The sequence below is a fragment of the Ruegeria sp. CG8 genome (genome assembly GCF_056537165.1).
This window is the reverse complement of the sequence record NZ_JBQFRA010000001.1, coordinates 1,116,777-1,135,604: the sequence shown is the minus strand read 5'-3', so window position 1 is coordinate 1,135,604 and position 18,828 is coordinate 1,116,777. Positions and strand designations below refer to the sequence as shown.

General features: G+C 60.3%; 21 protein-coding genes. 8 read left to right on the top strand and 13 right to left on the bottom strand.

All coding sequences use genetic code 11. The features are described 5' to 3' along the window. Window positions 1–33 precede the first annotated feature (33 nt). Window positions 34–1,437 (bottom strand): aminotransferase-like domain-containing protein, encoded by a 1,404-nt coding sequence (locus ACR0EF_RS05565; protein ID WP_170339228.1) that lies wholly within the window; start codon window positions 1,435–1,437, stop codon window positions 34–36. A 99-nt stretch (window positions 1,438–1,536) separates the two neighbouring features. On the opposite strand from ACR0EF_RS05565, the gene ACR0EF_RS05560 reads away from it, so the two are divergent. Then, on the top strand, window positions 1,537–1,764 hold the full coding sequence (locus tag ACR0EF_RS05560) for a DUF1127 domain-containing protein (protein ID WP_170371092.1): 228 nt from the start codon (window positions 1,537–1,539) through the stop codon (window positions 1,762–1,764). Between the two features lie 61 nt (window positions 1,765–1,825). On the opposite strand, the gene ACR0EF_RS05555 is transcribed toward ACR0EF_RS05560, so the two are convergent. Continuing rightward, window positions 1,826–2,269, bottom strand: coding sequence for a PaaI family thioesterase (locus ACR0EF_RS05555; RefSeq protein WP_093962028.1), 444 nt, complete (start codon window positions 2,267–2,269; stop codon window positions 1,826–1,828). A gap of 58 nt (window positions 2,270–2,327) precedes the next feature. Between ACR0EF_RS05555 and ACR0EF_RS05550 the strand changes: the two genes are divergently transcribed. The 4 genes from ACR0EF_RS05550 (at window position 2,328) to gluQRS (ending at window position 6,255) form a co-directional block, all read left to right on the top strand. Beyond that, complete coding sequence (locus ACR0EF_RS05550) at window positions 2,328–3,113, top strand: enoyl-CoA hydratase (protein WP_170371094.1); 786 nt, start codon at window positions 2,328–2,330, stop codon at window positions 3,111–3,113. Window positions 3,114–3,387: 274 nt separating this feature from the next. Beyond that, window positions 3,388–4,728: a methylenetetrahydrofolate--tRNA-(uracil(54)-C(5))-methyltransferase (FADH(2)-oxidizing) TrmFO gene (gene trmFO / locus ACR0EF_RS05545; RefSeq protein ID WP_170371096.1), complete on the top strand. Its 1,341-nt coding sequence runs from the start codon at window positions 3,388–3,390 to the stop codon at window positions 4,726–4,728. 37 nt (window positions 4,729–4,765) lie between these two features. Further along, window positions 4,766–5,380, top strand: coding sequence for a class I SAM-dependent DNA methyltransferase (locus tag ACR0EF_RS05540; RefSeq protein ID WP_170357782.1), 615 nt, complete (start codon window positions 4,766–4,768; stop codon window positions 5,378–5,380). Continuing rightward, the gene (gene gluQRS, locus ACR0EF_RS05535) at window positions 5,377–6,255 is read left to right on the top strand and encodes a tRNA glutamyl-Q(34) synthetase GluQRS (RefSeq protein WP_170371083.1); all 879 of its coding nucleotides are present in this window, start codon (window positions 5,377–5,379) and stop codon (window positions 6,253–6,255) included. The genes ACR0EF_RS05540 and gluQRS overlap by 4 nt, the downstream gene beginning before the upstream one ends. Before the next feature lie 15 nt (window positions 6,256–6,270). Here gluQRS and hisI read toward each other — a convergent pair whose 3' ends face one another. Then, window positions 6,271–6,660, bottom strand: coding sequence for a phosphoribosyl-AMP cyclohydrolase (hisI, locus tag ACR0EF_RS05530; protein WP_170357778.1), 390 nt, complete (start codon window positions 6,658–6,660; stop codon window positions 6,271–6,273). Between the two features lie 48 nt (window positions 6,661–6,708). Here hisI and ACR0EF_RS05525 point away from each other — a divergent pair, with 48 nt between their 5' ends. Continuing rightward, on the top strand, window positions 6,709–7,161 hold the full coding sequence (locus tag ACR0EF_RS05525; RefSeq protein WP_170339242.1) for an iron-sulfur cluster assembly scaffold protein: 453 nt from the start codon (window positions 6,709–6,711) through the stop codon (window positions 7,159–7,161). A gap of 58 nt (window positions 7,162–7,219) precedes the next feature. Continuing rightward, window positions 7,220–7,858: a MarC family protein gene (locus ACR0EF_RS05520; RefSeq protein WP_093962021.1), complete on the top strand. Its 639-nt coding sequence runs from the start codon at window positions 7,220–7,222 to the stop codon at window positions 7,856–7,858. Window positions 7,859–8,044: 186 nt separating this feature from the next. On the opposite strand, the gene ACR0EF_RS05515 is transcribed toward ACR0EF_RS05520, so the two are convergent. From ACR0EF_RS05515 to sciP, 5 genes are all read right to left on the bottom strand, one after another. Continuing rightward, complete coding sequence (locus ACR0EF_RS05515) at window positions 8,045–8,167, bottom strand: hypothetical protein (protein ID WP_261391793.1); 123 nt, start codon at window positions 8,165–8,167, stop codon at window positions 8,045–8,047. 110 nt (window positions 8,168–8,277) lie between these two features. Further along, on the bottom strand, window positions 8,278–10,368 hold the full coding sequence (recG, locus tag ACR0EF_RS05510; protein ID WP_170371084.1) for an ATP-dependent DNA helicase RecG: 2,091 nt from the start codon (window positions 10,366–10,368) through the stop codon (window positions 8,278–8,280). Next, window positions 10,365–12,491 carry an NAD-dependent DNA ligase LigA gene (gene ligA / locus ACR0EF_RS05505; protein ID WP_170367081.1) on the bottom strand — a complete coding sequence of 709 codons (2,127 nt, stop codon included), beginning with the start codon at window positions 12,489–12,491 and terminating at the stop codon, window positions 10,365–10,367. Before ligA ends, recG begins: the two co-directional genes overlap by 4 nt. A 122-nt stretch (window positions 12,492–12,613) precedes the next feature. Then, a complete protein-coding gene (gene ctrA / locus ACR0EF_RS05500; protein WP_170339250.1) occupies window positions 12,614–13,330 on the bottom strand; it encodes a response regulator transcription factor CtrA in 717 nt (238 codons plus the stop codon). Between the two features lie 69 nt (window positions 13,331–13,399). Continuing rightward, window positions 13,400–13,708: a CtrA inhibitor SciP gene (gene sciP / locus ACR0EF_RS05495; RefSeq protein ID WP_170371098.1), complete on the bottom strand. Its 309-nt coding sequence runs from the start codon at window positions 13,706–13,708 to the stop codon at window positions 13,400–13,402. A 130-nt stretch (window positions 13,709–13,838) separates the two neighbouring features. On the opposite strand from sciP, the gene mnmA reads away from it, so the two are divergent. Beyond that, entirely contained in the window at window positions 13,839–14,984 is a 1,146-nt protein-coding gene (gene mnmA / locus ACR0EF_RS05490; protein ID WP_170371089.1) for a tRNA 2-thiouridine(34) synthase MnmA, read from the top strand. Here mnmA and ACR0EF_RS05485 read toward each other — a convergent pair. From ACR0EF_RS05485 to fabZ, 5 genes are read right to left on the bottom strand one after another with little or no spacing between them, the layout of a single operon-like run. After that, on the bottom strand, window positions 14,978–15,562 hold the full coding sequence (locus tag ACR0EF_RS05485) for a hypothetical protein (RefSeq protein WP_174820234.1): 585 nt from the start codon (window positions 15,560–15,562) through the stop codon (window positions 14,978–14,980). The two genes, mnmA and ACR0EF_RS05485, sit on opposite strands and share 7 nt — an antisense overlap. Further along, the gene (gene lpxB, locus ACR0EF_RS05480) at window positions 15,562–16,719 is read right to left on the bottom strand and encodes a lipid-A-disaccharide synthase (protein WP_170371091.1); all 1,158 of its coding nucleotides are present in this window, start codon (window positions 16,717–16,719) and stop codon (window positions 15,562–15,564) included. Before lpxB ends, ACR0EF_RS05485 begins: the two co-directional genes overlap by 1 nt. Then, window positions 16,719–17,513: an LpxI family protein gene (locus tag ACR0EF_RS05475; protein WP_170371101.1), complete on the bottom strand. Its 795-nt coding sequence runs from the start codon at window positions 17,511–17,513 to the stop codon at window positions 16,719–16,721. The genes lpxB and ACR0EF_RS05475 overlap by 1 nt, the downstream gene beginning before the upstream one ends. Window positions 17,514–17,517: 4 nt before the next feature. Continuing rightward, window positions 17,518–18,303 (bottom strand): acyl-ACP--UDP-N-acetylglucosamine O-acyltransferase, encoded by a 786-nt coding sequence (gene lpxA / locus ACR0EF_RS05470; RefSeq protein WP_170371095.1) that lies wholly within the window; start codon window positions 18,301–18,303, stop codon window positions 17,518–17,520. Beyond that, window positions 18,300–18,773 (bottom strand): 3-hydroxyacyl-ACP dehydratase FabZ, encoded by a 474-nt coding sequence (fabZ, locus tag ACR0EF_RS05465; protein ID WP_170339263.1) that lies wholly within the window; start codon window positions 18,771–18,773, stop codon window positions 18,300–18,302. The genes lpxA and fabZ overlap by 4 nt, the downstream gene beginning before the upstream one ends. Window positions 18,774–18,828 lie beyond the last annotated feature (55 nt).

Below are 18,828 nucleotides of genomic sequence, written 5' to 3'. Positions count from 1 at the left end.
CAGCTTATAAAATAGGTATCTATTTACCCCAAATCAAACGCTGATTTGTTCGGGGGGATTGTCCAGTAAGGCGCGCAGACGCAGCATGGCGGATTCGAACTGCTTCAGCGAGACATGCCCGTTCATGGCAATGCGCACGGCATTTGGCGCTCGTCCATCCCTCAGCGCGAATTCATCTGCCGATCGGAGTTGAATGCCCTCCCGCTCGGCGGCTCTGCTGAAGGCTGCAGCACGCCAGCCGGAGGGCAGGCTTAGCCAGACAAAGGGAATGTCGGCGTCCCAGTTCAGATTGAAGCCACCCAGTGCATTGACGGCCACCCGTACATACTCACCCATCTTCGCGCGAACATCCCGCGCCATTTGCCGGGATTGAGGGTGACTGAGGAGCAAGCGGGTCAGTTCCGCCAATGGTTGCGCCAATCCGAAATACCCGTATTCCGCCGATCGGCGCAGGTCTCCGCTGCGTTCCCGCGGAGCGATGGCGAACCCCACGCGCAACGCCGGCGTGAGGGTCTTGGAAATCGACGACACGTGCCAGCCGCGTTCGGGTGCAAGAGCCCTGTAGCTGGGCGCGCGCGCCTCGCCCATACGATAGCAATCGTCTTCGATGATTTGCAGATCGTGGCGGCGGGCGATCTCGATCACCTCGTTGCGGCGTTCAAGAGGCGAATGCCCACCGGTCGGATTCTGAACTTCGGGCGACACGCAGATCGCTTGCGCCCGAGTTTGACGAAGGATGTGGTCCAGCGCATCCGGGCTGATACCCCATTTGTCCATTTTCACACCAACAACTTCAGCGCGCATCAACTCACCGGCGCGACGGAATCCCGCATAAGAAAGGTCCTCGACCAGAACAACGGGTTTCGGATCGCGCAGAACGGTCTGAAACACGACGCACAGTCCGCTTTGCCCGCCATGCGTAAGAACGATGTCATCGGCGTTCAAAGCGCCCAGCGGCAAGTCGGAGAGCCAATCAACGACCGCCTGGCGTACAGGCAGGTAAGCGTCGCGGGTGGGATAGTTCATGAACATCTTCGGATCCCCCTGCGCCACCTTGGCAAGGCATGACCGTATCAGGGACACCTGTCCGACATCTGGCAGTCGCGGGCTGAACAGGCTGACATTGGCGTCATACTTGTCGTCGCGAAGATGAAGCTGCCGTGACCAGACATCGTCCAGCAATGGCATTTTCGGTGGTGCCACGAATGTACCACGCCCCACCTCGGCCTGCAGCAACCCCTCCTCGGTCAGAATGGAATAGGCCCGGGCGACCGTTCCCGGTGTGATTTGCAATCGATACGCCAGTTCCCGCACCGGAGGAAGCTTCACCCCGACTTCCAGCTGCTTGTTTTCGATGGCTTTTCGAATTGTATCTGCGACCAGTGTGTACTTTGGCCCCTTGGATTTTGGCAGGTCTGTCGGCCAAATTGTATCCATTACAATTCTTCCTTTGCGTTCAGTACAATCCTGAATGTATCACAGTAATGTACCGAACATTTATGCTTTGTGTCAATACAATTTGAAAGGATACTTACCATGACACGCGCAATGCACAACGCCGCCCTCTTGCTGCTGAACGACAGCCCCCGGCTGCCTCTGATTGCTGCGCTGGCCGTGCGTTTTGCGGCGACTGTCACCCAATGGGAACGCCGGCGCCGCAGCCGCGTCAACCTGAGCAGGCTGGATGACCGTCTGCTGAAGGATGTCGGGCTGACGCGCTTTGAGGCTGACCGCGAAGCACGCCGCCAATTCTGGCTTGTCTAGAATATCCCCAGTCCCAATTACGGGACCTCTTCCTGTGCCGGGGCTTGTCCCCGGCATTTTTTTATCCGAACGCAGCTGCGGCGGAGCCGGCAGGTGGCAGTGAGTAGGTCATGCTGGCGCGTGCCACCGGCGCCTCCTGCCCTTCCGAGTACATCAGGACGTCACCAACAGCCAGCGTACGCCCCAGTTTCAGCAACCTGCACTCGGCAATCATGTCGGCCCCACCGGCAGGTTTGCGCAGAAAATCCATGGAACTGCTGGTGGTCACGGCCAGGGATTGACGACCCTTTCGCGCCAGAACCATTGAATAGACACAGACATCGGCCAGGGCGAACATCGAAGGCCCGGACACGGTTCCGCCCGGACGCAGATGCCGATCTTCGACAACGAGGCGCATGCGGATCGAGTCGTCGGTCAGATCCATGACGACGAAATCCTTGTGCACCTGCGGGAAGACCTGCGCCAGATATTCCGTCAGCTCTTCCTTGTTCATTGCCAATGACATGCTTCCCCTCCTCGATTTGCCGACCTAGAGTTGGCCCCACAGCCGGCAGGAGGGCAAGATGGCAATTTTGGAACGTAACGACACGGGCGCGATCGCTCATCTGAAAATGAAAACGCCCGAGCGGCTGAATGCGCTGAGCGACGAAATGCTGGAGGCGCTGCAATCTGAACTGGATACCCTGCGCGATGATCGTACGATCCGCGCCGTGATACTGTCTGGGGCAGGCAAGGCGTTTTGTGCCGGTCACGACCTCAAGCAGATGACCGCAGGCCGGCAGGCCGAAGATGGCGGCAAGGCCTACTTCACCGATCTGTTCAATCGCTGCGCCCGCATGATGATGTCGATCCAATCCCTGCCCCAACCGGTGATCGCGCAGGTCCATGGCATTGCAACGGCCGCCGGCTGCCAACTGGTGGCGACCTGCGATCTGGCCGTGGCAGCCGAAGGAACGCGATTCGGCGTCAATGGCGTGAATATTGGTCTCTTCTGCTCGACGCCGATGGTGGCGCTGAGCCGCAACATTCCGCGCAAACTGGCGTTTGAGATGCTGACCACCGGTGATTTCATACCAGCGGAGCGGGCCGCCGAGCTGGGCCTGGTCAATCGTGTCGTTCCGGAAGCGCTGTTGGAGCATGAGACCCTGTCGTTGGCCGAGCAGTTGGCCTCCAAGCTGGGCGCGGCGGTAAAGATCGGGAAACAGGCGTTTTATCAGCAGCTTCAGATGCCTTTGGATCAGGCATATGCCTATACCGGCGGCGTAATGGCCGAAAATATGCTGCACCGGGATACCGAGGAAGGTATTTCCGCATTTATCGAAAAACGTTCACCAAATTGGACCCAATGACGCAATTGTTATGGCTAAAATTATCGACTGTTCGCATTTTTGCACTTTTCAAAAGGGCATCTCTGTGGCAAAGCTGAGACAGGGCTGAGGCCCTCACTATCTTTTGGGTCGCCGTGGGCGGAAGGTCCCTCCAAGCTGGTTTCTCTCACCGGCGCAGACATTCCCGCAGCGGCGACCCCAAGACTTCCCAATAAAATCATAGCGTTGCTGCCTTGTTGGTGGCAGTTTTCGATGGCCGTTGCACGCGCGGGCCACCTGCCCTATTTGGACGCACATGACACAGAAATTGCATATCGTTGGCGGCGGAATGGCCGGATCCGAGGCCGCCTGGCAGGCCGCCGAAATGGGCGTGGACGTCGTGATTCACGAAATGCGCCCCAAAGTGGGCACTTTTGCGCATCAAACCGGCAACCTGGGCGAGATGGTCTGCTCCAACTCGTTCCGGTCTGATGATGACGAGCAGAACGCCGTTGGTTTGCTGCATTGGGAAATGCGCGCGGCCAATGGGTTGATCATGACCACGGCTGACGCCCACCGACTTCCTGCGGGCGGTGCTCTTGCCGTAGACCGTGAACCCTTTGCCGAAACGGTGACAGCAAAACTGAAGGCGCATCCACGCGTCACCGTCACCGGTGAGGAAATCACCACGCTTCCGGACGATGGACATTGGATATTTGCCACCGGTCCGCTGACCTCGCCAGCGTTGGGCGCAGCGATCCAGCGCGAGACCGGGGCCGAGGCGCTGGCCTTTTTCGACGCGATCGCCCCGATCGTCTACGCTGACACGATCGACATGAGCAAGGCGTGGATGCAGTCGCGCTACGACAAGGGTGAGACCGAGGAAGAGCGTACTGCCTATCTGAATTGTCCGATGGACCGTGACCAGTACGAGGCCTTCATCGACGCCCTGCTGGCCGCGGACAAGACCGAGTTCCACGAAGGTGAAACCGCCGGCTATTTCGATGGTTGCCTGCCGATCGAGGTGATGGCCGAGCGTGGGCGCGAGACCCTCCGCCACGGGCCCATGAAACCGGTGGGCCTGACCAATCCGCATCAGCCGGACGTAAAACCTCATGCCGTGGTTCAACTGCGTCGCGACAACGCTTTGGGCACGCTGTTCAACATCGTTGGGTTTCAGACCAAGATGAAATATGGCGCACAGACCGAGGTGTTCCGGATGATTCCGGGGCTCGAGAATGCCAGTTTTGCCCGTCTGGGCGGCATCCATCGCAACACCTTCATCAACTCGCCCACCTTGCTGGATGCGCAGATGCGCCTGAAATCCAAGCCAAACATCCGATTTGCCGGGCAGATCACCGGGGTTGAAGGATATGTCGAGAGCGCCGCGATGGGCCTGCTGGCCGGACGTCTGGCGGCTGCCGAGATTCTGGGCCACCCCCTGCCCCCGGTTCCGCAGGACAGCGCCATGGGCGCGCTGGTCCACCACATCACCGGCGGCGCAGAGGCCAAGACCTTTCAGCCTATGAACGTGAATTTTGGTTTGTTCCGACCGGTCGACGGATTGAAAGGCGGACGGCGCGGCCGCAAGGATCGCTACAAAGCCTATACCGATCGCGCCAAGGAGGCATGGCAGCAGTGGCTGACGCAAAGCTGACTGGACGCGGACCGGGCCACGCGCCTAAACTGACGGCATGAGCGAGAAGTTCCTCAAAAACACATATGATCTGAACACGCCGCAGGAAACCCAGGCGCATTACCAGAAATGGGCGGCCTCTTACGAAGATGAGGTGGCCGAGCACGGGTATGCCACGCCGGGCCGCGTGGCCGAGGCGTTGTGGTCCAAGTTGCCGGAACCGGACACACCTATCCTTGACTATGGCTGCGGGACCGGATTGTCCGGTGTCGCCTTGCACAAGGTCGGATACCGGGCAATCGACGGCGTCGATCCGACACCCGAGATGCTGAAAGGTGCTGCTGCCAAGGGCGTCTACCGCAACCTTGCTGCCATCGACATCACCGATCCCAACCCGTTGGAGACGGGGGCATACAAGGCAATCGCCGCGATCGGAGTGATCGGCGCCGGCGCCGCGCCGCCCCAGACATTCGACATGCTGATGAAAGTCTTGCCAAAGAGTGGCCTGCTGGCGTTTTCGTTCAACGACCATACATTGGACGACCCCGGCTATACCGGGCGCCTGAACGAATGGCTGGACATGGGAGCGGCGCGCCTCCTGTTTCGTGAACACGGACCGCACCTGCCAGGTCTGGACTTGAAATCCGACGTATATATCGTTGAAAAGACGTGAAATTCACCACAAGGTTTGCCCCATCTCCAACCGGACCATTGCATCTTGGTCATGCGTATTCTGCATTGCTTGCGTATGGCCTCGCTGACCGAAACTCCGGCACGTTCCTGCTGCGGATCGAGGATATCGATCAGTCCCGGGCGCGTCGGCATTGGGAGGATCAGATCTATGACGATCTGACGTGGTTGGGTTTGACGTGGCCTGGCCCTGTGTTGCGGCAATCCGATCGTATGCCGCTCTATCGGCGGGCCTTGAACCGGCTGTGGTCCCAAGGGCTGCTATATCCGTGCACCTGCAATCGCAAGGATATCGCGGCCGCCGCCAGTGCGCCGCAGGAAGGGTTTCCTCTGCACGGACCTGACGGCGTCATATATCCCGGAACATGCCGTGAAAAATGGACATATCAGGTGCAGTCCGCGATCCCGGAGGATGTGGCCCTGCGCCTCAATACGTCCGAAGCGCTGCGCCGGATCGCGAGGGACGCCACCGGGTTGAGGTTTCACGAGACCGGGTCCGGTCCGGATGGCGCGACTGGCTGGATAGAATTGTCGGACGAACAGATGCTGCACGGCGTCGGCGATGTTGTCCTCGCCCGGCGGGGTATGGGCACGTCCTATCACCTGTCAGTCGTTCTGGATGATGCCGCCCAGAACATCTCACATGTGGTTCGCGGTCAGGATCTGTTTGACGCAACCGGGATTCACGTGGTGCTGCAGCGCTTGTTGGGGTTGGAGACGCCCACCTATCACCATCACCGACTGATCCGGGACGAAACGGGAAAACGGCTGGCCAAGCGAGACGACGCCAGGGCGATTGCGAAATACCGGACCGAAGGAGCGACGCCCGAAGACGTCCGCGCAATGGTCGGTCTTTAGGCCCGCTAGGCGCCCTCAGGCCATCGGCGACATCAATTCGACCTCTTCCCCGTCCCGGACGGCGGTGTAGAAGCAGCTTCGGCGGTTTGTGTGGCAAGCGGGGCCGCTTTGTCGTACCAGAACCAACAGGCAATCCCGATCGCAATCGACGCGAAAATCCACCAACTCCTGTACGTGTCCCGAGCTTTCTCCCTTGACCCAGAAGGACTGGCGCGAGCGCGACCAATAGGTGACGCGCCCAGTTTCCAGCGTCTTTCGGATCGCCTCGGCGTTCATCCAAGCCATCATGAGAACCTCGCCGGTGCTCTCCTCTTGCGCGATGGCCGGGACCAACCCAGCCTCATTGAATTTGAGCGTCGACGGGTCGAACGTAGCAGAGCGCGACATCGCAAAAACCTTTTGCATCCCAGAACATGGCCACTATGTATGGGGAACATCCACCGAGGGAAACCCATGTCCGGCGAAACCGACCTGATCAAGCTCTACTCCGGGCGCATTCTGGCGCTGGCGGCCGACATTCCGCACCTGCAGCGGTTGGAAGATCCGGATGCGACCGTCAAGAAACGGTCGCCCTTGTGCGGCTCGACAGTTGCCGTGGACATCAAAGTGCGGGACGGCCGGATTACCGAGTTTGGTCAGGACGTGAAAGCCTGCGCACTGGGTCAGGCCGCAGCGGCAGTGGTCGGTGCATCGGTCATCGGGGCAACCCGCCCCCAAATCGAAACCGCGCGCGACCAGCTGGCGGCCATGCTCAAGAGTGACGGCCCCACCCCGGATGCGCCGTTTGACGAACTGGAAGTTCTGCGGCCCGCCCGCGATTACAAGAACCGGCACGCGTCGATCATGCTTGCCCTGGACGCGATCGCCGAGGCTTTCGAGAAGGCCGAACAAGCCAACTGCGCCTGAACATGGTCTTTTGAATCGAAGGCGGCTAACCTCCTGACCAATTTGACGGAGAAGCCAATTGAACAACCTTCTGGAACATTTTGTAACCTTGTGGGTCGTCATCGACCCGATCGGAACCATCCCGGTTTTCATTGCCGTCACTGCGGGTATCGAAGCCGCCGCGCGCCGGCGCACTGCCTTGCTGGCCGCACTGATCAGCGCCGGCATCCTTCTGTTCTTTCTGGTCTTTGGACAATTGCTGATCGAGGCGCTGGATATCGGCCTCAACTCGTTTCAGGTCGCCGGCGGGATCATCCTGTTCCTGTTCGCGCTGACGATGATTTTTGGTGAAAGCAAACAGGAAATCGAACAGCGCCAGGCCGAAGAAGACATGGAAGACAAGCTGCACAGGCACAACCCGGCGATCTTCCCCTTGGCGGTCCCGTCATTGGCCTCACCCGGTGCTATGCTGGCCATCGTCATTCTGACGGACAACCACCGCTACAGCGTGGCGGATCAGGGCATTACTGCGCTGGTCATGCTGTCCGTGCTGGCCTGCGCCTTTGTGTTGATGCTACTGGCCGAGCCAATCATCCGGCTGATCGGTCATTCGGGGGCGGCAATCATCAGCCGGGTCATGGGAATGATTCTGGCCTCGGTGGCCGTCAACTCGGTCCTGTCAGCCCTGCTTGAGATCTTCAAAACCGGTCAATTGTAAAAAAACCGCCGCTCCTTCCGGGCGGAAAGGGCGGCGGCAGTCAATGCGTTTCTCGCGTGGGGTCCGGATTACCGCGTGGGGCCGAGGCACGGCCCCTTCAAGGGGTTTGGGACAGGCAGGTCACCCTTGACTGAAATGGGGATGACATACGCGGGTTGATCGGCACGAGATCGCAGGCAGAAAGGCTTAGAACCCGACGGGCACGTGAAGCGCCACCATCAGCATGACAACCAGCGAAGCTACGCCGGCTGCATCCTGCAAAAGCGTGGCTTGCGAACGGCTGAAAGCACTTTTGATCTGGGTCAGCATGTTTCACCTCCGGTCGGGAATTAATCCTTTGTTGACCTTTTGTTCTCATATTTCCGGGGGTCAGTAAAGAACTTTATGAGAACATTTGTGAACTTTTTGCGCGCAACTCGCTAACCCACTGAAATCAAACGGATGGCCTGATCCTGTTTCATCAACCAAAGAAGAACACGCGCGGCCTGACCTCGTTCCGAGGTCAATTTCGGATCCGAAGCCAGCAGCGCACGCGCGTCAGATTGGGCAACAGCCATAAGTCCAGCCTGCCGTTCTAGGTCGGCAATCTGGAACCGGGGAAGACCGGATTGAGCGGTCCCGATCAGGTCCCCTGCCCCGCGCATCTCGAGGTCCGTTTCGGCAATTCTGAATCCATCTTCGGTTTCCCGCAGAACTTCCAGCCGTCTTCGGCCCCCTTCGCTGAGCGGCGCTTGATACATCAACAGACAGGTTGACGCGTCATGCCCGCGTCCGACCCGACCGCGTAGCTGGTGCAACTGGGCCAGCCCGAAGATTTCCGCCCGCTCAATGACCATGATCGTGGCGTTGGGGACGTTTACCCCCACCTCAATGACCGTCGTCGCAACCAAAACCTTGGTCCGCCCGTCCTGAAAGGCGGCCATTGCCGCATCTTTCTCGGCCGGAGGCATCTGTCCGTGCACAAGGCCGACGATTCCGTCACCCAGCTGGGCCCGCAAGTGTTTGAACCGTTCCTCGGCCGCTGTGAGGTCGGAGACCTCGGATTCGTCGACCAGCGGACAGACCCAATAACACTGCTTTCCGTCTTCGATCGCGCGGCGCAGATGATCGACCACCTCCTCCATGCGCGAAGTGCTGACAATCGCAGTTTTGACCGGTTTGCGTCCCGGCGGTTTCTCATCCAGGACCGAGACGTCCATATCCCCATATTGTGCAAGCGCAAGGCTGCGTGGGATCGGTGTGGCTGTCATGACCAGAACATCGGCCCCCTGTCCCTTCTCAGAGAGCTCCATCCGCTGGCGGACACCGAACCTGTGCTGTTCGTCGACAATCGCCAGACGCAAGTCATGGAATGCCACATCGTTCTGGAAAACCGCGTGAGTGCCCACCAGAATTTGGATGTCACCCGCCTTGAGCGCGGCCAGCTTCGCCTTGCGCTCGGACCCCTTGTCCCGTCCCGTCAGGATTTCGAGAACCACGCCGGCGTCCTCGGCCAGGGGGCGAAGGCCCTCCAGATGCTGGCGCGCGAGGATCTCGGTCGGAGCCATCATGACACCCTGAGCACCGGCCTCTACCGCAACCAGAAGCGCCATGAACGCAACCAGTGTCTTGCCGGATCCGACGTCCCCCTGCAGCAGGCGGTTCATTCGGGTCGGAGCACCCATGTCCTCGGTTATCTCGCGTATGGCACGCAACTGCGCCCCAGTGGGTTTGTACGGAAGCGCATCCAGTACACGGGTCTGCAACGCCCCGGTCGCGACACTTACGGTTCCACGAGTTTTGCGTTCTCGCAGTCGGGCCAGAGCCAGAGTCAGTTGATGGGCGAACAGTTCGTCATAGGCCAGACGTTCGCGCGCGGGAGCAAACGCTGCCACGTCATCGGCACCTTGCGGTGTGTGAGCCGCCCGGACTGCATCGGCCCAGGTCGGCCAGCTCTGGCGGGCAACCTGTGCAGGATCCGCCCATTCCGCCAAATCTGGCAGGCGTGCCAGCGCGCTTTGCGCCGCCTTGTAGGCCGTCTTTTGGGTGACACCTTGGGTAAGGTGATAGACCGGTTCAAACTCGGGGATGCTGTTCGCCTGTTCGACCGGCAGAATGTGGTCCGGGTGAACCATTTGCGCTGTACCGTCAAACAGTTCGAGCTTGCCGGACACCACCCGTCTCGCCCCCTCAGGCAGGACCTTTTTCAGGTAGTCGGCCCGGGCGTGAAAGAAGACCAGCTGGAAATCGGTCTGACTGTCCTGCACGAAAATCCGATAGGCTCCGCCCCTGTTGTGCGGCGGGCGGTGGGCGCCGACGGTGACTTCCACCGTGAGTGTTTTGGGCAGATCGACGCCCCGGATCGTATCACGCCGCCGCCGGTCAACCACTGCATATGGCAATGCAAACAGCAGATCGCGTGGCGTTTCCAGCCCGGTCTGCGCCAGCAGGCGTGCGGTCTTGGGACCGATACCATCCAGCCTCTCGAGCCCTGCAAAAAGCGGGAACAGTTGCTCTGGACGGCCGCTCATGCGTCCCCGATCAACTGCAGCCAGCTGTCTTCATCCAAGGTTTCGATCCCCAGCTCTGCCGCCTTCTTGGCCTTGGAACCTGCGCCGGGGCCGGCCACCAGATAGTCCGTTTTTGCGCTGACTGAGCCAGCCACTTTGGCCCCCAAGGCTTCCGCGCGGGCCTTTGCTTCGGCCCGGGTCATTTTTTCGAGCGTACCCGTAAAGACAACCGTTTTTCCCGCGACTGGGCTGCCCGATGTATCCGGCCGTTTGGCCTCTTGTACGTTCAGTTGGGCGACCAGCGCATCGATGCTTTGGCGCTCTGCGTCCTGAGCAAATGTCGAAACCAGGGTCCGGGCCATGACTTCACCGACGCCGTCGATATTCAGCAGTTCATCCCATTCGGGTCCGCTGAATTGGCTGGCAGCCGTGACAGCCTGCTCGAACGCGTCCCACGTGCCGTAGTGATTGGCGATCAGGTTCGAGGCGGCTTCACCAAGGTGTCGAATACCCAGCGCAAACAGAAGGCGGCCCAGCGGAATTGTCCGCTTTTCCTCGATCGCGGCAAAGAGTTTTGCGGCGCTCTGACTGCCCCAGCCTTTTCGGTTGGCCAGCTTGTTCAGATTTGCAGCGTCCCGCTTTTGCAATGTGAAAATGTCTGCCGGCGTACGGATCGGCAGGTCCGGGTCGTTGTAGAACATTTCGATCTGCTTGGCCCCCAACCCATCGATGTCAAACGCCTTGCGGGAAACGAAGTGCTTCAGTTTCTCGACCGCTTGCGCCGGGCAGATCACCCCTCCGGTACAGCGGCGCACCGAGTCGCCTTCCTCGCGGATCGCGTCGCTGCCGCATTCCGGACATTTCGTCGGAAACTCAAACGGGACAGCTTGTTCCGGCCTTTTGCTCAGGTCGACGTCGGCTATTTTTGGGATCACATCGCCGGCGCGGTACACCTGCACCCAATCGCCAACACGTATATCTTTGCCGTCGCGGATCTGTTCGCCTTTCGAATCCCGACCGGCGATGTAGTCTTCGTTGTGCAAGGTTGCATTGGACACGACCACACCGCCAACCGTCACCGGGTGCAGCCGCGCAACCGGGCTAAGCGCGCCGGTGCGGCCAACTTGAATGTCAATCGCCTCAAGCCGGGTCCAGGCGAGTTCGGCAGGAAATTTATGAGCGATCGCCCATCTTGGTGTGGTCGAGCGAAACCCAAGACGGGCCTGCAACGACAAATCGTTCACTTTGTAGACGACGCCGTCGATGTCATAGCCAAGCGTAGAGCGCTGCTCTTCGATTGCGCGGTAGTGCTCCAGCATTTGCGCGGTCGAGCTGCAAACGGCAGTCAGGTCGTTGGTGGAAAAGCCAAAGGACTTCAATCGATCCAACGCAGATGACTGGGTGGTTCCCAACGGCTCGGACAGTTCGCCCCAGGCATAGGCGAAGAACCGCAGGGGCCTTGCGCGCGTAACTTCTGGGTCAAGCTGGCGTAGCGAACCGGCGGCCGCATTTCTCGGATTCGCAAACAACTTCGCCCCCGCCTCTGCCTGCTTGGCATTCAGCTTCTCGAAATCGTCATGAGACATATAGACTTCGCCGCGAACCTCCAGGATCCCGGGCGCGTCGGCGATCTTTTGAGGGATATCTGAAACGGTCAACGCATTGGCCGTGACGTTTTCGCCAACTTCCCCATCGCCCCGTGTTGCCGCCTGCACCAGTTCGCCGTCCACATAACGCAAGGACAGCGACAAACCGTCGATCTTTGGTTCGGCCGTGAATTCGAGGGGCGCCTCTTCGCTCAGCCCAAGATAGTTTCGAACGGACCGAACGAAGTCTGCTACGTCCTCATCGTCGAATGCGTTGCCAAGCGACATCATGCGGACCGCATGGGTCACTTTGCCGAAACCGTCCACCGGCCGCGCACCAACCTGATCGCTGGGGCTGTCGGTGCGCTTTAGCTGCGGAAAGCGCGACTCGATTTCGAGATTCCGTAGTTTCAGGGCATCATATTCGGCATCCGAGATCTCGGGCGCGTCCTGACCGTGATACAGGTCGTTGGCCCGCTGCAGGAGTTCCGCAAGACGTGCCAACTCCTCTCGAGCCTGATCCTCGGTCAGATCTTCTACTGCAATCAAATTGCTCATGGCCTCGCCCTGTCACATCGTCTTGGACCCCAGTGATAGGGCGAGGTCATGGTCAGGTCCAGATGTGCCGAGCCGTGAGTGCGAATGCCACCCTGGACCGCGGTGGCAGATGGGTCAGGTTTTCAGGCGCCGACGGCCAAGCGGGTGTTTTCCACCGTGTCCGTCTGGGGATCGCGCAATACATATCCTCGGCCCCACACCGTTTCGATGTAGTTCTCGCCGCCCGTGGCGTTGCTGAGCTTTTTGCGCAGCTTGCAGATGAAAACGTCGATGATCTTGAGTTCCGGCTCGTCCATGCCGCCGTAAAGGTGGTTGAGGAACATCTCCTTGGTCAGGGTCGTGCCCTTGCGCAGGCTCAGAAGCTCCAGCATCTGGTATTCCTTGCCGGTCAGATGCACCGCCTGATTGTCGACCTCGACCGTCTTGGCATCCAGATTGACCGCGATTCGTCCGGTTCGGATAATCGATTGCGAATGACCTTTGGATCGGCGGATGATCGCATGGATCCGCGCCACCAACTCCTCGCGGTGGAACGGTTTGGTCAGGTAGTCGTCGGCCCCGAAACCGAAGCCCTTGATCTTGCTTTCGGTGTCGTCGGCTCCGGACAGGATCAGGATCGGCGTTTCAACCCTTGCAATGCGCAACTGACGCAGGACTTCATGTCCGTTCATGTCCGGCAGGTTCAGGTCAAGCAGGATCAGATCGTAGTCATACAGCTTGGCCAGATCTATGCCTTCTTCGCCCAGGTCCGTCGCATACACGTTCAGGTTGGCATGCGTCAGCATCAGCTCGATGCTTTTTGACGTGGTCGGATCATCCTCGACAAGAAGAATTCGCATTGCACTGCTCCAATTCAGCTCAACTATTCCAGTTCGGGTTAACCCTGATCACAAATGGTTAATCTGACGTTACCGTTGAATCACTTTTTCGCTTTCGCCTTTAAGTTGTCTATATTTTTTTAGCGCCGTCACTTTCAAGGCCTCGATTCCGTGTTCGGCGACTGCAGACACCCATGTGTTGAACTCTTCGTCACTCAGGCCGTATCGTTTCTTGGCGTCCGACAACGAGATCAATCCATAAAGCACGCCTCGAACGACAATGGCCTTTCTTGATGCGACCCAGCGTTTCATATCCGCAGGCGGCAAATCCGCTCGGGACAAAACAGACCCATCCGGCAGGGTAACTGACCTTGGTCCCTCAACTTTGTGCAAATACATCTTTCGACCCTTTTTCTGGTGCCACAAAGCTGACGGCAGTCTACTTAATGCGCGGTGAAACCGCCCCTTGAGAGTGCGTAGAATTTTCCTATATTCTGCCGGTCTTTCTTAACCCGGACTGGAACAGCCCATGGCCCTCGACACCGAGACCCCTCTGAACTCGCTTGGCTTTGCCAAACCCCCGTCGGAAACGCGGGTGGTCGTCGCAATGTCGGGCGGTGTCGACAGCTCGGTCGTGGCGGCGTATCTGGCGGATCAGGGTTATGACGTTGTTGGCGTAACCCTGCAGCTGTATGACCACGGGGCGGCGCTGGCCAAGAAGGGTGCGTGCTGTGCCGGGATCGACATCCACGACGCCCGTCGCGTGGCCGAGGAGCGCGGTTTTCCACACTACGTTCTGGATTATGAAAACATCTTCAAGGACGCCGTGATCGACGAGTTCGCCGACAGCTATCTGGCCGGCGCGACTCCGGTGCCCTGCATCCGCTGCAACGAGCGCGTCAAGTTCAAGGACCTGTTGGAAACCGCCAAGGATCTCGAGGCCGACTGCATGGCGACCGGCCATTACATCCAGCGCAAAATGGGTCCCAATGGCCCCGAATTGCACTGCGCCGAGGATGCCAACCGCGACCAGTCCTATTTCCTGTTCTCAACCACGCCCGAGCAGTTGGAGTTCCTGCGCTTCCCGCTGGGGCATCTGCCGTCCAAGGACGCGACCCGCGAGATGGCCGCGCAATACGGGCTGAGCGTAGCCGATAAGCCCGACAGCCAGGACATCTGCTTCGTCCCCAACGGCAACTATGCCAGCGTGATCGAGAAACTGCGCCCCGGCGCGGCCGAGCCCGGCGAGATCGTTCACGCCGACGGTCGCGTTCTGGGCCAGCATGAGGGCGTGATCCACTACACGATCGGCCAGCGGCGCGGTCTTGGCATCGGGGGGCTCAGCGAGCCGCTCTATGTCGTCAAGCTGGACGTGGATCGCAAGCAGGTCGTCGTCGGCCCAAAGGAACTGCTGGCCACCCGCACCATCCCCGTACGCGAGATCAACTGGCTGGGAGATGCGCCCTTCACCTCGCAGAAAGAATGGCATGTTTCGGTCAAGGTCCGCTCGACCCGCCCCCCGCGCGAGGCGATCATACGTCCGCTGACCGACACCACCGCCGAGGTCGAATTGTTGACGCCCGAAGAAGGCGTCTCGCCCGGGCAGGCCTGCGTGTTCTATGAAACCGGGGGCAGCCGGATCTTTGGCGGCGGCTGGATCTGGCGCGGTTACTGAACCGCGTCGGTCCATGAATTGCTGAGGATATAAAGCCCGGCGCAGACCATGACATAAGGCACGAGGTACTCCAGCCGTTGCGCCAGGCGCCCCGTCATGATCTGGGCGCGCCCACCGATCAGCCCCACGATCGCAAGGGAGAGCGCGGCGAGACCTGCCCCCAGCACACCTGCCAGCCGGAAATCGGGGGTCGAGTCCGCCAGCAAGGGGGCGAGGACCGCAAACGTGTCCATCGAAAGGCTTGTGAACAACAACATTGTCACAAGCGCCGAGGCGCTGCCCGGCACTGCGGGCGCGTCCTGCGCATTTGTTCCGCGAAGCTGTCGAGCGGCCCCAAAAAGCCCCAAGGCCAGAGGGATGGCGCCGAGGTAGCCCGCCCAGTGCGGCACAACATCTTCGACCCCCAGCGCCAGCAGGAAAGCCGCGCCGATCACAAGCCCCTGTGCCAGCAGGAACCCCAGAACCGCGCGTTGCGGACCGGTGACGATCATCAGGGCGACCAGAGCCATGAGGTTGTCGAGATTGGTCAGCACCTGCGCCATGAAGGCCGAGGCCGCAAAGACCACATAGTCCAGCATCACGGCGTCATCCGCTCCAACACCGCGCGCGCGGCCCGAAGACCGGGCGCTTCGCCACCGCGGCCGAGACGTTCCATCGTGATGGCCATAGCCTGTTCCTGCGCGTCCGGCGCGGCCGACACGGAGGCAAGCGCGGCGGAAATGGCTTCAGGCGTGCAGTCATCCAGCAGGCATTCCGGCACTGTCCGGGTTTCGGACACCAGGTTGACCAGCGTGACCGTATCCAGCTTGACCATGCGTTCGGCGATCTTCTGGGTCAGCCAGGTCAGCTTGTAGGCAATCACCATCGGCGTGGACTGGGCCGCCAGCTCCAATGAGACCGTGCCGGACGCGGCCAGGGCGATCTCGGCGGCGGCAAAGGCCGCACGCTTGCTGGCAACCGCGTGATCCGTATCGATGTTGCGCGGGTCCACCACGACCGGCTGACCCGGCCAGGACCGGACATGGGCAGCTACGGTATCGGCCACATGCGCGACCGCCGGAACCACCACCCGCATGTCGGGGCGGTCTTTCAGGTACAGGTCAAGCGCCGCTCCGAATACCGGCGCCAGCCGATCGACCTCGCCCCGGCGCGAGCCGGGCAACGCCAGCAGGATCGGCGCGTCGCCCAGCCCGTGATCGGCGCGGAACTGTGCAATCTGCGCTTCGGTTGCAACCGGCTCGCTGGCCACCGGGTGGCCCACGAAATCGCACTCCATTCCGGCGTTTTCCATATAGGGCGGCTCGAACGGCAGCAGGGCCAGAACATGGTCGATGACCTTGGCCATTTTGTCCGCCCTCTTGGGGCGCCAGGCCCAGACGCTGGGCGCGACATAGTGCACCGTCCGTATATTGCTGCGCGCCTTGACCTGCTTGGCCACGCGCAGCGAAAAGTCGGGACTGTCGATTGTGATCAGAACGTCGGGCTGGGTATCCAGAACGGCCTGAGCGGTTTCGGCTATGCGGCGCTTGAGGTCAAAGAACTTGGGCAGAACCTCCACCAGGCCCATCACGCTGAGCTCGGACATCGGAAAGCGGCTGACCAGTCCCTGAGCCTGCATCAGCGGCCCGCCGACCCCGTCGAATTCGATCTCCGGAACAAGGGTCTTCAACCCCTCCATCAGCGCACCGCCCAGACGGTCGCCCGACGGTTCACCGGCGACCAGAAAGACGCGCATCAGACGGCCCGCTCGTGCACATGCAGGAACAGGCCCAAGCGGTCGCAATCCGCGATCACTTGGAGCCGGTCCAACACGATCACCCCACCCTTTTCGATGACGATGCCGGACAAACCGGCCGCAACGGCGCTGGATACGGTGTCGGGGCCGATGGCAGGCAGATCGGCACGTCGGTCTTGGCCAGGCTTGGGGCCCTTGAACAGAATGCCACCGCCCGCATCCGGGCGCGCGGCCAGCGATTGCAGCATCCAGGCCGTGCCGAAGGCTCCTTCAACAACCAGAACCTGGCCTTTGTGAACAACGCAAGCCTGTCCGATATCCGCAGCGCCCATGGCCCGCAGGACACCCACGGCCCGGTTTGCATCGCCCAGCTCCGCCTCGGTCGGCTGTGCCTGAGTCAGACACCCGAGAGGAGGCAACAGGTCCGGCGCGATCTCGTGCGCGGCCCGAACGCGTAGACCTGCGTCCTCCAAAATGCCGATCACCGCCCGCAAAGCACCGTCGTCGCCCGACATCAACGCCTGCTGTATGATCGGAACCAAGGGCATGGTCTGCGCGTCAATCCGGGCGGGGTTTATGTCTGGCCTGCGGACCGCACCTGCGAGGCATACATCTGTGACGCCGCGCGCTTTGAGCTCGGCGACAAAACTGCCCAACTGCTCCAGCGGGAAGGTCACGTCTGGCGTCAGAGTGTCGGGCTGAAATCCCTCCATCGCGCAAACCAAGGGGCGTTCCGGCAGGTGCGCAACCAGTTCGTCCGGCAAAACCCCTGTTCCCGCGATCAGAGCCAGCATGATCCTATTTCCTTGGTGTCAGGAACGAACGATCGCTTTCGCCCGTCACGAATTCCACGATCTGACGCACATAGTCGCTGTCCGTGCTGTCGCCCAGACGCTTGGCGCGGTCCATGAAGGTGCCCTCGCCTTCGGACAGTTCGCGAAAGGCCGCACGCAGCGCCGAAATGTCCGCCCGGGAAACGCCACGGCGTTTCAGGCCAACAAGGTTCAGCCCCTCCAATTCGCCACGCGAGGCCTGAACCAGGCCGTAAGGGATGACATCGTTGGGCACCATGGTCAGCGCACCGATGATGGCGCCGCGGCCCACGCGCACCCATTGATGCAAACCGGAAATGCCGCCGATGATCACGTCATCCTCGACGATGCAGTGGCCGGCGGCGCCGGAATGGTTCACCATGATCACCCGGTCGCCGATCTGTACGTCATGGGCCACATGGACCCCGGCCATCAGCAGGCAGTCATCGCCGATGCGAGTGACGCCGCCGCCACCCTCGGTGCCGGTATTGACCGTTACGTGTTCCCGGATGCGGTTTCGCTTGCCAATTTCCAGCCGCGTGTTTTCGCCCCCGAACTTGAGGTCCTGCGGGATTTCACCAATCACCGAAAAGTTGAAGATGACGCAGTCGTCACCGATCGAGGTCTCCCCTGTGACAACCACATGCGACTTCAATTCGACTCGGTCGCCCAAACGCACCTGTGGCCCCACATGGCAGAACGGGCCGATTACGCAGTCCTGGCCGATCTGAGCGCCGTCTTCAATGATCGCGCTGGGATGAATTCGGCTCATGCTGTTTTTTCCATATCCCAATCGACATAGGCCGAGAACTCGGCCTCGGCCGCCACTTCGCCGTCAACGGTCGCACGGCCGCTGAACTTGAAGATCTTGCCGCCCTTCTTGCCGCGCACGGTTTCGACATGCATTTTCAGCACGTCACCCGGCACCACTTTGCGTCGGAATTTGCACTTGTCGATATTCATGAAATAGATCAGCAGTTCGCTGTCGATGACATCCATGCCGACGCCCAGCATAACACCTGCGGTTTGTGCCATCGCTTCGACGATGGTCACGCCGGGCATGATCGGCGTTCCGGGGAAATGGCCCTGGAAATGTGGCTCGTTCATGGTGACGTTCTTGATACCAACCGCCGACTGATAGCCGTCAATCTCTTCCACCTTGTCAACCAGCAGGAACGGATAGCGATGCGGCAGGATCCGCTGGATCAGCTGAATGTCGGCGCTCTTGGTTTCCGTGGTCATTTTCAGGATGTCCTGTTCTCGAGGTCTCGTTCACGCGTGGTTAGCAATACCCGTA

What these genes read in the sequence shown, in the direction of transcription:
- lpxB (WP_170371091.1), bottom strand. Translation starts at nt 16,719, where the DNA reads ATGCGCGTCTTTCTGGTCGCCGGTGAACCGTCGGGCGACCGTCTGGGC.
- ACR0EF_RS05525 (WP_170339242.1), top strand. Translation starts at nt 6,709, where the DNA reads ATGTCCGGCGAAACCGACCTGATCAAGCTCTACTCCGGGCGCATTCTG.
- mnmA (WP_170371089.1), top strand. Translation starts at nt 13,839, where the DNA reads ATGGCCCTCGACACCGAGACCCCTCTGAACTCGCTTGGCTTTGCCAAA.
- fabZ (WP_170339263.1), bottom strand. Translation starts at nt 18,773, where the DNA reads ATGACCACGGAAACCAAGAGCGCCGACATTCAGCTGATCCAGCGGATC.
- ACR0EF_RS05485 (WP_174820234.1), bottom strand. Translation starts at nt 15,562, where the DNA reads ATGCTGGACTATGTGGTCTTTGCGGCCTCGGCCTTCATGGCGCAGGTG.
- recG (WP_170371084.1), bottom strand. Translation starts at nt 10,368, where the DNA reads ATGAGCGGCCGTCCAGAGCAACTGTTCCCGCTTTTTGCAGGGCTCGAG.
- trmFO (WP_170371096.1), top strand. Translation starts at nt 3,388, where the DNA reads ATGACACAGAAATTGCATATCGTTGGCGGCGGAATGGCCGGATCCGAG.
- ACR0EF_RS05555 (WP_093962028.1), bottom strand. Translation starts at nt 2,269, where the DNA reads ATGTCATTGGCAATGAACAAGGAAGAGCTGACGGAATATCTGGCGCAG.
- ACR0EF_RS05475 (WP_170371101.1), bottom strand. Translation starts at nt 17,513, where the DNA reads ATGCTGGCTCTGATCGCGGGAACAGGGGTTTTGCCGGACGAACTGGTT.
- ACR0EF_RS05560 (WP_170371092.1), top strand. Translation starts at nt 1,537, where the DNA reads ATGACACGCGCAATGCACAACGCCGCCCTCTTGCTGCTGAACGACAGC.
- ACR0EF_RS05550 (WP_170371094.1), top strand. Translation starts at nt 2,328, where the DNA reads ATGGCAATTTTGGAACGTAACGACACGGGCGCGATCGCTCATCTGAAA.
- ctrA (WP_170339250.1), bottom strand. Translation starts at nt 13,330, where the DNA reads ATGCGAATTCTTCTTGTCGAGGATGATCCGACCACGTCAAAAAGCATC.
- lpxA (WP_170371095.1), bottom strand. Translation starts at nt 18,303, where the DNA reads ATGAGCCGAATTCATCCCAGCGCGATCATTGAAGACGGCGCTCAGATC.
- sciP (WP_170371098.1), bottom strand. Translation starts at nt 13,708, where the DNA reads ATGTATTTGCACAAAGTTGAGGGACCAAGGTCAGTTACCCTGCCGGAT.
- hisI (WP_170357778.1), bottom strand. Translation starts at nt 6,660, where the DNA reads ATGCAAAAGGTTTTTGCGATGTCGCGCTCTGCTACGTTCGACCCGTCG.
- ACR0EF_RS05540 (WP_170357782.1), top strand. Translation starts at nt 4,766, where the DNA reads ATGAGCGAGAAGTTCCTCAAAAACACATATGATCTGAACACGCCGCAG.
- ACR0EF_RS05515 (WP_261391793.1), bottom strand. Translation starts at nt 8,167, where the DNA reads ATGCTGACCCAGATCAAAAGTGCTTTCAGCCGTTCGCAAGCCACGCTT.
- ACR0EF_RS05565 (WP_170339228.1), bottom strand. Translation starts at nt 1,437, where the DNA reads ATGGATACAATTTGGCCGACAGACCTGCCAAAATCCAAGGGGCCAAAG.
- ligA (WP_170367081.1), bottom strand. Translation starts at nt 12,491, where the DNA reads ATGAGCAATTTGATTGCAGTAGAAGATCTGACCGAGGATCAGGCTCGA.